Origin of the sequence: Bacillus sp. FSL R7-0672 (assembly GCF_038601465.1) — a bacterium.
Taxonomy (GTDB): domain Bacteria; phylum Bacillota; class Bacilli; order Bacillales; family Bacillaceae; genus Bacillus; species Bacillus pumilus.
The window spans coordinates 1,353,135-1,367,211 of record NZ_CP152010.1 but is presented as its reverse complement, the minus strand read 5'-3'; the positions used below and the strand labels follow the sequence as shown (position 1 = coordinate 1,367,211).

The 14,077-nt window shown below is 41.1% G+C and carries 12 protein-coding genes; 1 reads left to right on the top strand and 11 read right to left on the bottom strand.

The window, feature by feature from the left end; translation table 11 throughout:
• Positions 1-42: 42 nt before the first annotated feature.
• The 8 genes from MKY18_RS06715 to MKY18_RS06680 form a co-directional block, all read right to left on the bottom strand.
• Entirely contained in the window at positions 43-2,004 is a 1,962-nt protein-coding gene (locus MKY18_RS06715; RefSeq protein ID WP_126741512.1) for a methyl-accepting chemotaxis protein, read from the bottom strand.
• A 116-nt stretch (positions 2,005-2,120) separates the two neighbouring features.
• Positions 2,121-3,149: a spore photoproduct lyase gene (gene splB, locus MKY18_RS06710; protein WP_065097169.1), complete on the bottom strand. Its 1,029-nt coding sequence runs from the start codon at positions 3,147-3,149 to the stop codon at positions 2,121-2,123.
• A gap of 82 nt (positions 3,150-3,231) precedes the next feature.
• On the bottom strand, positions 3,232-3,474 hold the full coding sequence (locus MKY18_RS06705) for a transcriptional regulator SplA domain-containing protein (RefSeq protein WP_044139803.1): 243 nt from the start codon (positions 3,472-3,474) through the stop codon (positions 3,232-3,234).
• A gap of 97 nt (positions 3,475-3,571) precedes the next feature.
• Positions 3,572-5,290: a phosphoenolpyruvate--protein phosphotransferase gene (gene ptsP, locus MKY18_RS06700; protein WP_106067351.1), complete on the bottom strand. Its 1,719-nt coding sequence runs from the start codon at positions 5,288-5,290 to the stop codon at positions 3,572-3,574.
• Complete coding sequence (locus MKY18_RS06695) at positions 5,290-5,556, bottom strand: phosphocarrier protein HPr (protein ID WP_003211078.1); 267 nt, start codon at positions 5,554-5,556, stop codon at positions 5,290-5,292. Before MKY18_RS06695 ends, ptsP begins: the two co-directional genes overlap by 1 nt.
• 93 nt (positions 5,557-5,649) lie before the next feature.
• The gene (ptsG, locus tag MKY18_RS06690) at positions 5,650-7,749 is read right to left on the bottom strand and encodes a glucose-specific PTS transporter subunit IIBC (protein ID WP_106067350.1); all 2,100 of its coding nucleotides are present in this window, start codon (positions 7,747-7,749) and stop codon (positions 5,650-5,652) included.
• A gap of 202 nt (positions 7,750-7,951) precedes the next feature.
• Positions 7,952-8,806, bottom strand: coding sequence for a transcription antiterminator (locus MKY18_RS06685; RefSeq protein WP_003212366.1), 855 nt, complete (start codon positions 8,804-8,806; stop codon positions 7,952-7,954).
• Between the two features lie 55 nt (positions 8,807-8,861).
• Positions 8,862-9,851: a LacI family DNA-binding transcriptional regulator gene (locus tag MKY18_RS06680; RefSeq protein ID WP_185106958.1), complete on the bottom strand. Its 990-nt coding sequence runs from the start codon at positions 9,849-9,851 to the stop codon at positions 8,862-8,864.
• Positions 9,852-9,944: 93 nt separating this feature from the next.
• Between MKY18_RS06680 and MKY18_RS06675 the strand changes: the two genes are divergently transcribed.
• Positions 9,945-10,088, top strand: coding sequence for a hypothetical protein (locus tag MKY18_RS06675; RefSeq protein ID WP_003211556.1), 144 nt, complete (start codon positions 9,945-9,947; stop codon positions 10,086-10,088).
• 53 nt (positions 10,089-10,141) lie between these two features.
• Here the strand turns inward: MKY18_RS06675 and MKY18_RS06670 are convergent, their stop codons facing one another.
• The 3 genes from MKY18_RS06670 to stoA form a co-directional block, all read right to left on the bottom strand.
• The gene (locus MKY18_RS06670) at positions 10,142-11,236 is read right to left on the bottom strand and encodes a Xaa-Pro peptidase family protein (RefSeq protein WP_342497789.1); all 1,095 of its coding nucleotides are present in this window, start codon (positions 11,234-11,236) and stop codon (positions 10,142-10,144) included.
• A 104-nt stretch (positions 11,237-11,340) separates the two neighbouring features.
• Positions 11,341-13,260 carry a heavy metal translocating P-type ATPase gene (locus MKY18_RS06665; RefSeq protein ID WP_342497788.1) on the bottom strand — a complete coding sequence of 640 codons (1,920 nt, stop codon included), beginning with the start codon at positions 13,258-13,260 and terminating at the stop codon, positions 11,341-11,343.
• 293 nt (positions 13,261-13,553) lie between these two features.
• Positions 13,554-14,042 (bottom strand): endospore biogenesis thiol-disulfide oxidoreductase StoA, encoded by a 489-nt coding sequence (stoA, locus tag MKY18_RS06660; protein WP_044139797.1) that lies wholly within the window; start codon positions 14,040-14,042, stop codon positions 13,554-13,556.
• Positions 14,043-14,077 lie beyond the last annotated feature (35 nt).

Sequence of the window (14,077 nt, the reverse complement as noted above, 5' to 3'; positions counted from 1 at the left end):
AAAAAGAACCTTGCTCACGTCGCAAGGTTCCTTTCCGCTTCATTACAGCTTAAACCGATCTACTGCCTGACGTAATGCATTGCTTGATTCGTTCAGCATTTCAGTCGAGGTTTTCGTTCTTTCTAAAACTTGGACTTGTTCATCTGTAGACGCATGCACTTCCTCAGCTGAAGCCGCCGATTCTTCTGAAATTGCAGCAATGCTTTGAATAGAGTCACTCATCTTCTGCTGTTCTTCTGTCATTTCATTGATCTGTGTATGAATGCTGTCAATTGTACCGACAAGTGCCTGCATTTCCATTGTGATGCTGCTCAGTGCCTCACCTGTTGCATTAATGGCGTCACCTTGTTCCTCATTCATCTTGCTTGCTGCTGTCATCGCTTCAGCCGCCTTCTTCGATTCATCTTGAATGAGTTTGACGGTTTCACTAATGTGTTTGGTTGATTGCGCAGATTGTTCAGCAAGCTTTCTGACTTCTTCTGCAACAACAGCAAATCCTCGTCCGCTTTCTCCAGCTCTCGCTGCTTCAATGCTTGCATTCAGTGCAAGTAAATTCGTTTGATCCGAGATTTGAGAGATGGCTGTCACCACGTTTTCGATATTTTTCGTTTTATGCTCAAGGTCTAGCAGCATTTGCTCTACCTTTTTCGATTCTTCGCTCGCTTGTGTTGATTTTTGAACGAGCACACCAAGTGCATCAAGCCCTTTATAGCTTGCATTTTCAGATGATTTTGAGTTGGTTTGCATTTGCGTGGCAAGCTCACCCATATGGCGCACTTTCTCATACAGTTGCTCTGATTTCTCATTAATTGTTTCTGCATCTGATGCCTGTTTAGACGCGCCTGTTGCCACCTCTTGAATGGCGGTCGCAATCTGTTCGCTCGACAGCAAGGTTTCATTTGAAATTTGTGTGACTTCATCCGTTGATGTCACTACTTGGTCTGAAGCCCCTTTCACTTTTTCAATTAACTCTCTGATTCCCTCAGTCATTTGGTTAAAGCTCTTTGTGAGGATACCAATCTCATCTTGAGATTTCGTTTCAAGTGAATTGGTTAAATCACCTTCAGATACTTTACGCACATGCTCGATCAGACGCTTGATTGGCGTTGTAATGCTTTTTGCTAATAAGAAACTGAGAATGATCGCAAGAATAATGGCAATCACTGAAATAATGATGCTCGTCTGATTCATTTGTTCTGTGATCCAAAGCAGTTTCTTTTTCTCAAAGCTGACACCTATTGTCCAGTCTGCCTCTTTGATTTTAGAAATGACCGTCAGTTCTTTATTATCATCAATACCGGAATTGTCGATCGCTTTTTTTACAGAAGCAACTTTTGATATGTTTTTTCCTTGCTCAGTTGGATGTGCCAAAATCGTTCCTTTGCCATCAACTAAGAAAGCAGTTCCCATATAAGGAATCTTTTGTTCCTTAATATATGATTGAATGGAAGACAGCTTCAAATCAAGTCCTGCGACGCCAACAACTTTTCCATTTCGCACAATTGCCTTGGTGGCTGAGACAACCATTTCATTCGTTGCTTTATCAATGTACGGATCTGTCCAGATGACTTCATCAGGCTTTTCAGCAGAATTAATAAACCAATCTCTCTTTGTTGGATCATATCCCTCGCCAAAATCAGATTCTGGGAAGGCAAACATTTTGCCGTCACTTGTTCCTATATAGGCAAGTGAGATCAGTTCATCCTGCTCCTGCAAGCCTTTTAGTTCATCGTTTTCAAAGGTTAATGTTTGTTTTGTTTGCTTTTGGGCAAAATCTTTTGTCAGTGTACTTGTTGCCAGTCTGTTTATTGTATCCCCGTAATTATCAAGCTTTTGAGCAATAATATCTCTCATGCTTTCTGCTGTTGCTGCTGTAGTCGTTTTTGCATCCCGTTCAATGAGTGGTGTCAATACTATGTTGGAACCCACTTGAACTGCCACAACGGTTAAAATTAAAATAACTGAGATAAAAACAGCTATTCTCACTTGAAGTTTCTTAAACATCTCATCACCCCTACATCCTACTTTCGTATCTTATTTTGTATATCGGCAAAATTGGTACCGCATTCAATAGTTGCAAGAAAATTTAAATAGAAAAAAACAAGCCAAAAAGGCTTGCTTTAAGTAAAATATTCAATTTTTGCAGACGGAAAGTACTGATCAATATATGATTCTAACGTCTGTCTTAGTTCTTGTTCCTCATCTTTTTGGTAGATATATTTCCCAATTCCATACCTACCCCACTTGTAACGTCTTTTTTCTTCATCTAATTCTAATTTTGATTTCGGATAGTTTTTTTGGATCACACGCTTCGCTGGTTTTGTAAAACGATGCTGGATCATTTCAAAGGTGATATCGTGCCTCACATCTTCAGGAAGAGCTGCATCGAGCTTTTCAAAAAGAACTTTATATCCTTCCTGCCAGCCTTCATGAATGTAGATTGGGGCAATAATAAAGCCAAGAGGATAACCTGCTTTCGCAACCTTGACAGCCGCTTCAACCCGCTGATCTAACGGTGATGTACCGGGTTCGAAATATTTAATGACATAATCCGCATTGATGCTAAAGCGGAATCTTGTCCGGCCATTATGTTTTGCATCAAGTAAATGATCGACATGATGAAATTTTGTCACAAAGCGAAGCTTACCAAGATCAGTCTGGCCGAAGTATTCAATCGCTGTCTTTAGTGTATGTGTCAAATGGTCAATTCCTACAATATCTGACGTACAAGAAGCTTCGAATCTCGTGATATCCGGTGCACGCTCGTTCATGTACTGCTCCGCCTGATCTAATATTTCTTCAACATTCACATATGTTCGAATGTATGGCTTACTTCCCATCGTCGTTTGCAGGTAGCAATAATGGCAATGCCCCATACAGCCTGTTGCAAATGGGATCGCATACTCCGCAGATGGTTTAGACGTATCAAACTTCAACGTTTTCCTCACACCAATGACAAGCGTTGATTTCGCATTACGATACTTTTGCAAGTCATTTTTACCCGGAATATTTCTTACTTGGTTATGTGAAGTCGTTTCTCTTATTTCAATACCCATCCCCTCGAACTTTTCCTTCAGCTCTCGTCCTAACGGGTACTCTAACGCCCGTGGTTCAATGTACACAAGCTGGGGCACAAAAGGTTTGATCATATTTAGCACATCCTTACCTTATAGGTTTTCATACCGTTACTTTAACCGTGCAGGATGGCTTTTATCCTTTCTAAAATCTCCCTTATTCAAATAAATCTTGATAAAGAGCTTCTGCTTCTTCATATGTCGGAAAGACCGCATCATCTGGAGCTAAAGGATGGTACGTTTCAAGTAAAAATAGGGCAAGCTCCTCTTCGTTGTATGGATGTGAAACGATTTCTGCTTCTTTGATTTGTGCTACGTTTGCTGCATGTGGATTTCGATAAATCACATATACTTGATCACCCGGTTTATAGTCTGAGAAAGGCAATCTGGACACCTCCATTTTTCTTATAGAATGCCCTTCTCTCTGACGGATATGACCCAATATGATAAAATTCGACAAAAAAACCAGACAGGGTTACTGTCTGGTTTGAATTCACTTAGTGATGTTGAAACGTTTTCTTCACGAAATCAACCACTTCTTCTGTAGTGCTAAGTGATAAAATATGCTCTTTAAATGATGCAGCTTCTTTCTTAGAAAGCTTGCTTAGCTGAGTTCTTGCTGGAAGAATAGATGTTGCACTCATTGAGAATTCATCTAATCCTAATCCAAGAAGAAGAGGAATTGCGATTTCATCTCCTGCCATCTCTCCGCACATGCCAACCCATTTACCTTCTTTATGCGCTGCTTCAATAACAAGCGTAATCAGACGTAAAATCGCTGGATTGTAAGGCTGGTAAAGATAAGACACTCGTTCGTTCATTCGATCAGCAGCCATTGTGTATTGAATCAAGTCATTCGTTCCAATACTGAAGAAATCCACTTCTTTTGCAAATTGGTCTGCAATGACAGCTGTTGATGGAATTTCTACCATTATACCGATTTCAATGGAATCGGATACGTCTATACCAGCGGCAACCAATGCTTCTTTTTCTTCAAGTAAAATGGCTTTTGCTTCTCTAAATTCTGATAACGTCGCGATCATAGGGAACATGATTTTCAAGTTTCCATATGTACTTGCACGAAGTAAGGCGCGTAGTTGTGTTCTGAAAATCTCCTGTTCTTCGAGGCAAAGGCGGATCGCTCTAAAGCCAAGAAACGGGTTCATTTCTTTTGGAAGCTGCAAGTAAGGGAGTTCTTTATCCCCACCAATATCTAGTGTGCGGACAACCACTGCTTTGCCTTCCATTTTCTCTAAAACAGTTTTATACGCATCGAACTGCTCTTCTTCTGTAGGAAGCTGATCTCTGCCCATGTATAAAAATTCTGTACGGTACAATCCGACTGCTTCGCCGCCATTTTCAAGCACACCTTTTACATCTTCAGGTGTTCCGATATTTGCAGCTAGCTCTACGTGAACGCCGTCTTTTGTGACCGTTGGCTGGTCAACCAGTTTCGCCCATTCCACTTTTTTAGCTAAATAGTCTTCATGCTTTTTTTGATACGCTTTCACTTCATCTTCAGAAGGCTGAATGATGACGTCTCCGCTAATACCATCAACAATGATCAGATCATTGTTTTTCACCGTTTTTGTTGCTTCTTTTGTTCCAACAACAGCTGGAATCTCCATTGATCTTGCCATAATCGCTGAGTGAGAAGTACGACCGCCGATATCTGTCGCAAATCCTTTGACGAATTGTCTGTTCAGCTGAGCAGTATCAGAAGGAGTTAAATCTTCAGCAATGATGACCACTTCTTCAGAAATCATGCTTGGATTCGGAATGTCAACGCCTAGCAAATGTCCAGTTACACGTTTTGTTACGTCGCGAATATCCGCTGCGCGTTCCTTCATGTATTCATTGTCCATTGCTTCGAACATCGTAACAAACATTGTCGCTGTTTCTTTTAAAGCAAATTCAGCATTTACTTTATCAGAGTTGATTTTATCCTTTACTGGGTTTAGCAGCTCTGGATCACTTAACACAAGAAGGTGTGCAGAAAAGATATCTGCTTTGTCTTGGCCAAGCTCTTTTAGCGCATGTTCTTTAATTGCTTCAAGTTCTTGTTTAGAAACATGAATTGCTTCTTCAAAACGCTTCACTTCTGTCTCTGGATCGTTGATGTCTTTTTGGTGAACTGTTAAATCTGGTTCTTCCAGACGATATGCTTTTGCAATCGCAACGCCTGCTGAAGCACCGATTCCTTTCAGTTGTTGCATTACTCGCCTAGGCCTTCACTTTTCATTGTGTCTTTAAGCGCAGCAAGTGCATCATTTTCATCAGAACCAGAAGCAGAGATAGTGATTGTAGCACCTTTCGCAATTCCTAGAGACATTACACCCATAATAGATTTCAGGTTCACTGTTTTACCATTATATTCTAAGTTGATATCAGCATCATATTTACTAGCAGTTTGTACAAGTACTGTTGCAGGACGTGCGTGAATTCCAGAATCTGCAGTTACTTTGAATGTTTGTTGAGCCATTTTTATCAATCTCCTTTTTATACAATTAATACATCCACAATATTATATCATACTGCCGAGCTTGTCATCTAACAAGAACGGCAGTTATGAAAATTATTTTGAAATTTTCATGATGTTTTCTTGACCAGCTTTGATTTCACCGGATTCTTGAAGGTCAATAAATTGTCCTTCACTTAAGTTGGTAAATACAATTGGTGTCATCAAAGATGGTACTTCAGACTTAATTTTATCAATATCAACCTCTAAGAGTTTTTGACCGATTTCTACTTGATCTCCCTCTTGTACAAATGCTTCAAATCCTTCTCCTTTGAGGCTGACCGTATCAATACCGAAGTGGATCAAAATTTCAAGTCCACCATCAGATTGCAGGCCAATTGCGTGTTTCGTTGGGAATACATTTAAGATCTTCCCTTTCACCGGTGAAACCACCGTTCCATCTGTTGGCAAGATGGCGAAACCGTCACCCATCATTTTCCCTGAGAATACTTGATCTGGTACATCTGTAATCGGATGAAGCTCCCCTGTAATTGGTGAAGCAAAGATTTCTTCACCTAGTTCGTTTTGAAGCGGTTTTGCAATGACTTCTTCGACCTGCTGGCTGACTTCTTCTTTTGCAGAAGGGTCTTTCGCTGGACGAGGCGTGCGGCCTGCAATGATGTCCTGCATTTGTGTTTTTAAATTATCAGAGCGAGGACCGAAGATGGCCTGGATGTTGTTCCCTACTTCGAGAACTCCTGAAGCACCAAGCTTTTTCAAGCGGTCCTTGTCCACTTTCTTCTGATCGTTAACAGTGACACGTAAACGCGTAATACAAGCATCAAGGTGTTTAATGTTTTCTTGGTCACCCATTGCTTCAAGAATTTCATAAGGTAAGTCATTACCCTTTTCAGACTTAGCACTATCTGCACCGTCAGCTGCTTCATCCTCACGGCCTGGCGTTTTCAGATTAAATTTGCGAATGGCGAATCTAAATCCGAAGTAATAAATAGCAGCAAGTGCGAGACCAACTGGAATCACAAGCCACCAAGCGGTTCTGTTTGGCAAGATACCGAATAAGAAGAAATCGATTAATCCTCCTGAGAAGGTCATACCGATTTTCACGTTTAGAATATCCATTATCATAAAGGATAATCCAGCAAATACACAGTGGATGGCAAATAACACTGGTGCAACAAACAAGAATGAGAATTCAAGCGGTTCAGTAATCCCTGTTAGGAAAGAAGTCAGGGCTGCTGATCCCATAATTCCTGCGACAAGCTTTTTATTCTTTGGTTTTGCTTCATGGTAAATCGCAAGTGCTGCTGCTGGCAGACCAAACATCATGAACGGATATTTCCCTGTCATGAATGTACCAGCTGTCAGCTGAACACCATCTTTGATTTGAGCCATGAAGATACGCTGATCACCACGGATAATATCTCCTGATAAGCTCTTATAGCTAAAGAACTCATACCAGAATGGCGCGTAGAATATGTGGTGCAGACCAAACGGAATTAATGAGCGTTCAATGACACCGAATACAAAGGCAGCAAGCGGCTCATTCGCTGCGAGCAGTCCTGTTGAGAACGAGTTCAGTGCACCTTGGATTGGCGGCCAAATGACTAGCATCAAAAGCCCTAAAATAAGTGCTGAAATAGATGTAACAATTGGAACAAAACGCTTACCAGCAAAGAAGCCAAGATATTGCGGGAGCTCAATTTTGTAAAATTTATTAAACATATAAGCTGCTAATACCCCGACAATAATCCCGCCAAAAACTCCGGTAGACAAGGTCGGTATGCCGAGCATATTAACATATGCTGGATGGCTTTCCTTAAAGAACTTAGCCAATTTGATTGAATCGGATGGAATGGATCCGTTGGCCATTAATACGGCACTCATCGTTACGTTCATGACAAGATAACCGATAATTGCGGCAATCCCTGCCACACCGTCTCCATTAGCAAGACCGATGGCAACCCCTACAGCAAATAAGAGCGGAAGATTCGAGAAGACAATGTTCCCCGCATTTTCCATGACGCTTGCAACAAGCTGAATTGTATCATTGCTTAAAAATTGAGCCACATCGATCAGCTGCGGATTTTGCATCGCATTCCCAAGTGCTAGTAAAATACCAGCAGCAGGAAGGATCGCAACTGGAAGCATAAGTGCTCGTCCAATTTTTTGCAACACACCAAAAAGTGATTTAAACACTAGTTGAACCTCCTTTTATTTTCGCTTACAACATACATGTGGGACGCTCCCTGACATACATTTCATAGTTAACCGTTTACATTTCACTTTCAAACACAAAAAAAGGCATGGTGATATAAGGTTGCGCAAATAACAGGATCTTATCCTGTATTTACCTTAAGTCACTCATGCCTGATCGAATCAGTTACACGTTTCAAGGAAACTATGAAATTTTATTTGTCAATCTGTACAGATGAAGGGTCAGGTAGACAGCCTCTGCATCTTGTACAGGCTTTTTCAATGCATGTTGTAATATTTTGATCATTTTCCAAGCAGTATTGTAGCATAAAGGATATTCATTTTTCAATAGATGAAGCAATTTTTCTGGCTCCTCTAAAGATTCTTCCCGTTTAATACGCTCAATCGAAAACGTAATATGGCGCAATAAGCGTAAATAATGAATACTTTCTCTGTCTACTTTCATATGAAATGAATCTTCTATGACTTGGACCATTTGCGTGATGAGCTGCGAATGACGGTTCACCTCAGATAATGGCCGATTCGTTAAAGCTGAGTGAATGTGGAGCGCAATAAAGCCAATCTCTCCTTCTGGCAGCTTTGTTTCGACATCAGGACGCTCGTTAATTAGCTCAACGACTTCCTTTGCGACCTCGTATTCTTTCGGATACAACGACTTCGTCTCAAGCATAAAGGGATTGGTGATATCATATCCTTGCTGCACCCGCTTAAAACTAAAGGCAATATGGTCAGTCAGGGCAATATGAATATGCTCATTCAAACGGTGTCCCATTTTTTCTCGTATATGATAAATGACGTCATTGGCAAGCTCGATCATGTTCTCATCAATGTGGTGAAGCAGTTGTTTATATTCTGTTTGTTCCTTTGTATTTTTAAGGACAAACATTTTTTCAAATGTATCTTGATCGAGAACATCACCCGATTTTTTCCCGAAGCCGATTCCTTTCCCAATCAGAACTACTTCGCCCAAAGAAGGGTGTCTTGCAATGATGACATTATTATTTAACGCTTTATCAACGGTGAAGGATTCCATGAACATCCCCACCTCCTTCTTATTCAATCCCTCTTATCGTACAAAACAGATGAAACGTGCGTCAACGATTGTTTTTGAAAACGGTGGTTGATCGCTCGATCAGGCGAAATGGCAGCATTCTTTTCTCTGGCACCTCTCCCTTTATGGCCCGATCGAACAAATCAAACGCTTCCTGACCCATTCGTTTCAGCGGAATATCAATGCTGGAAATCCCCAAAGCCTCACTTAATTGGTTATATTGAAAGCTCAGTATGGCTGGAAATTCTCCTACTTTTATGTCATGACGCTGCGCCTCTAATAAAAAGCCTGCAGAGACATCGTCATTTGTAATGAATAATGCCGTAGGGCGATTTTTCATTTCCTTCCATTCTGCAAACAATCGTTTTCCATCAAGAAGTGATAGCTTCCCTTCGATGATCCACTCTTCATCAATGGCCTGCCCGAGCGATTTCATCATGTCTTGATAAGCCTGAAGGCGCGACTCGCTATTCGCTCCTTCTGTTCTGGCGAGAACAATCGCAATTCGTTGATGGCCGCATGCTGCCAAATGATGCAGACCTTCCTTAAATGCTTGATCATGCGCAATTGACACTGTTGAGCATGTATCATGCGGCGTGGGATGACAAAATATAATCGGCCCAGATTCCTGCCACTTTAGAAGGTGCTCATCACTTAACGCATTTGAACAAAATATTAAACCATCCACACGGCGTTCTTTTAAACTCATTAACGCTTCTTTTTCTTTTAATGGATCATACCCCGTTTGAAATAAAGCAAAATGCATACCGCGCGCCTGTGCTTTTTCTGCAATACCTGTGACAAGTCCGCTGAAATAAGAGTGTTCAATCGTCGGAAGAACGATGCCAAGCATATTTGAATAGCCCTTTGCTAAATGGACAGCTTGAATGTTTCTCGTATATTTAAGCTCTTTCATCGCATGTAGAACACGTTCTCGTTTTTCCTCTTTGACATAAGGATGATCATTCAACACACGTGATACAGTTGTCACAGATACGCCCGCTCTTTTCGCAATCTCCCTTATGTTTGCCATTTTTTCTCCTACTTTCTCTTGCTATGGTAAGCGTTTCATACTTTAAGATGTATGTGAGCTGAACAAATCACTGGATGGAAAGGGGAATTCAAGATGGGTTTCATCATATGGATTATATTATGTATGACTGTTTTGTTTTCTGCTCGTTTTGCACTACATCCTTTAGGAAAAGAACATAAAATCAAACCGTTTGAATCAATTGATGATTTTTTTGTTGATAAGGATCGAAAAGAGTGACAAAAAATCACGATGACACTTCCAAGACATGGACGTTCATCGTGATTTTTTTATTACTTGATGATCGTCAGCTCTTTCGGATAATTGGTTAAAGTGACTGGACCGTCTGCTGTGATCAATACATCATCTTCAATTCTGACGCCGCCGACTCCTGGGACGTAAACCCCCGGTTCGATCGTATACACCATGCCTTCTTGGAGAAGATCATCATTTGCCTGGCTCATCGAAGGAAACTCATGAACAGACACCCCTAGACCATGTCCAAGGCGGTGAGGGAAATAGTCTCCATATCCAGCATCTGTGATCAGCCCGCGTGCTTTTAAGTCCAGGTCTCCAATTCTCACACCCGGCTTACTCATTTCAAGTGCTGCCATTTCTGCGTTTAGAACGGTTTGATAGATGTCCTTTTGCTGATCAGAAGCTTCCTGATAGATGAATGTTCTTGTAATGTCTGAGCAGTACCCATCAACAATGACTCCAAGGTCAAATAACACAAAGTCGCCTTTTTTTAAGGCTGCCTGTCCTGGATTTCCGTGAGGCTCTCCTGATTTTTCGCCAAAGAGAACCATCGTCGAAAAGGACATGCCTTGAATGCCTTTTTTCTTTAGCTCATATTCAATGACAGCGAGCACTTCTGTTTCGGTGACTCCTTCTTTTAAGGCGTTCACTCCAACTTTTACCCCTTCATCTGCCAATTGAGCTGCTTTTTTCAGTGTAGCAATTTCAGATTCATCTTTAATCAGCCTTAGCTGATTGAGCTCTTCTTCTGCCCGGACAAAAGTTTCTGCCCCAGTGGCAGCTTGAAGCTGTTCTGCTCTTTGAAGCGGAATCGACTCTTTTTCAATTGCAAGTCGAGTTGCTCTTATACCGCGTTTTTCTACTGCTGACTGAATGAAATCAAATGGATTTTCATGGTCTTCATAACCAATGATATCGCCTGACCATCCAGCATTTTTCGCCTGTTCGACTTCCATTTTAGGCAAAATAAAAAATGGATCTGCCTCTTGAAACACAAACAGCCCCATTACTCTTTCATGCGGCTCTGTGAAGTATCCAGATAGATAAAACACATTTTCCTTTGTATGTATAAATGCACCTTGAATGTCTTTTTCCTTTAGCCAAGAAGACAAGCTCTTCATTCGGTTCATCGTGATCCTCCTCACACGTTTTACTACTGATCTATTGTATCAGTTTTTGCTTTATTTCGCACAAAAGCGCACTGGCAGAAGCCAAGTGCACTATGATGATTTGCTTAAGATGCACGAAGCAGACGCAATCCATTTAAAATGACCAAAATCGTACTTCCTTCATGCCCGATGACGCCAAAAGGCAAATCAAGCACTTGTAAGAAATTCGCACAAATTAACAAACAAATCACCGTTAATGAGAAAATAATATTTTGCTTAATAACTCGATTCATCTTTCTTGAAAGACGGATCATCTTTGTTAAGTTATTTAAATTGTTTTTCATTAAGATCAAATCTGCTGTTTCTAAGGCTACGTCTGTGCCTCCGCCCATCGCAACCCCGACATCTGCTGTGGCGAGTGCCGGTGCATCATTGATTCCGTCGCCTACCATGATGATCGAGTTCCCTTGTTTTTTTAATTGATTGACCTCATGGACCTTTTCATCTGGCAGACACTCAGCAACAACCGTTTGGATGCCGGCTTCCTGCGCTATGGCTTCAGCCGTTTTTTGCTGATCTCCTGTCAGCATGACGGTTTGAATGCCTAAATCATTCAGCTCTTGAATCATTTTCTTCGCTTCAGGTCTAATTTGATCCTTAAGGCCAAGGCATCCAACGACTTCTTGTTCCTTCTGAACATACACCACTGTATATCCTTTTTCAGAAAGATGCTCTCCTGCCTCTTCAATCTCGCGGTCCATTGAAGCCTTGCCAGCAAAGTCTTTCTTCCCAATCCGCCACGTTTCTCCATTCAATTGTGCCTTTACACCAAAACCAGAGGTTTCTTCAATGGTGACATGAGCTAATCTTTCTATTTGTTGCTCTTGTGCCATATCAGAGATCGCTTTCGCTAATGGATGGTTTGATTGACTTTCAATTTGATAAAGCGCCTGATAAAAGGCCGCTTCCTCTTGTCCTTTAGCGATCACCACCTGCTCCACAGCTGGCTTTCCGCTTGTAATCGTTCCCGTTTTGTCAAAAGCAATCATGCTGCTTGTGCCTAGCTTTTCTAAAAAGACGCTCCCTTTGACGAGCATTCCGTTTCTTGCGCCGTTTGAGATCAGTGACAAAGCAGCTGGCATAATGGATGCAACAAGCGCACAAGGTGATGCAACAACCATAAACACCATGGCCCGGTAGAAGGTTTCACTCATACTCCAGCCTAGTACAAAATGAGGCAGAACCATTAAAATCGCAACGGTGATCAGTACACCTTTTACATACACACCTTCGAATTTTTCAATAAAAGCCTGGCTTGGTGACACACTTTCTTGAGCCGATTCGACAAGTTTAATAATTTTATGGAAAAGTGTTTCTTCATTATGTTTTGTCACTTCTACTGTTAAGGAACCATTTAAGTTCACTGTTCCCGCAAACACATCTTCGCCTTGCCCTTTTTCCTGGGGCACAGACTCGCCCGTAAGCGCAGATTCATCCACACTTGTTCTGCCGCTTAGAATCACACCATCTGCTGCAATACGTTCCCCAGCTTTGATCATGATACGGTCACCTGGTGTTAACGATGAAGCAGCGACTTGAATGGTCGTGCCATCTTCTTCAATTAAAGTCGCTTCATCTGGTGCGATGCTCATTAAAGCTGTTAAATCCTTCTTGCTTTTATTTGAAGTATACGTTTCAAGCGCACCACTAAGTGAGAAAATAAAAATTAAGATCGCGCCCTCTGCCCAATATCCAATGATTGCTGAGCCTATAGCTGCGAAAATCATTAAAAGTTCAACATTCAAGCTTTTAGACGAAATGGTTTCTTCAATTCCTTCCTCCGCCTTTGCAAAACCTCCAATAATAAACGCAAGGATAAATAAAGGAATACTCCACATGCTCTCATCCTTTAACATCCATCCAACCAAAATGAGAATCCCCGAGATACCTGCTGCTATTAATTCTCCGTGCTGTGCCCATTGATGAAGGGACCCTTTCGATTCCTTTTGATTTGTTGTTTGATAAAGTGCTGTATTCTCATTCATGATTGTTTTCTCCTCTCTAATTGATAATGATTTTCACATCATCAATTGTTGCCCGTTTCCTTTTTTCATCTATATTTTCTGCTATTTTAAGCTTTTTATAGGTCTGTTATTCATTATAACAGGTTCTGACCGATTTTCAATTAATAATTATTATAATTTCTTTTTGATAATAATTATCATTATTGATGTAGACCATTTCATCTCTTCTGAGCACAGTTTATTCAGATAAAAAGCAATTGAACACAAAAAAGAACCAAAGGAATGATCCTTGGTTCTTGAAATCATGTTTCGTTCTAAAAATCCGTCCACTCCTTGATTTGTTTTTTCGTCAGTGGACCTACATGATTTTTCACAATTTCCCCTTTTTCATTTATCAAAAAGCTGGTTGGAATGGTGATGATTTGGTATTTCTTCATCATTTCCCCTCGCTCATCTAGTATGACCGGGAATGTAAACTTTCTGTCTTTCACAAATTGGGCAACCGCATGTTTACTTTGTTCTGCCCCTAGTAAATTCACCGTTAAGATATCAACATCACTCTGATTTTCTTTCACGATCTGGTCAAATACGGGCAGCTCCATTTTGCAGGACGGGCACCATGTTGTCCAAAAATGCAAAATGGTCTTTTTTCCTTTCGCCGGAATCATCTGCGTTTCACCAGTTAATGCAGGAGCCTCTATCTTTGGCGCCATAACGGGCTCTTTCGCTTCAGCCTCGCTGCCTATGAGTAATAGAAGCAAGGTCATTATAAGAAGACTGGCGGGTAGATATTTACGATTCATCAGGATCTTCCTTCCCAGTTTTCTTATAGCTTGCC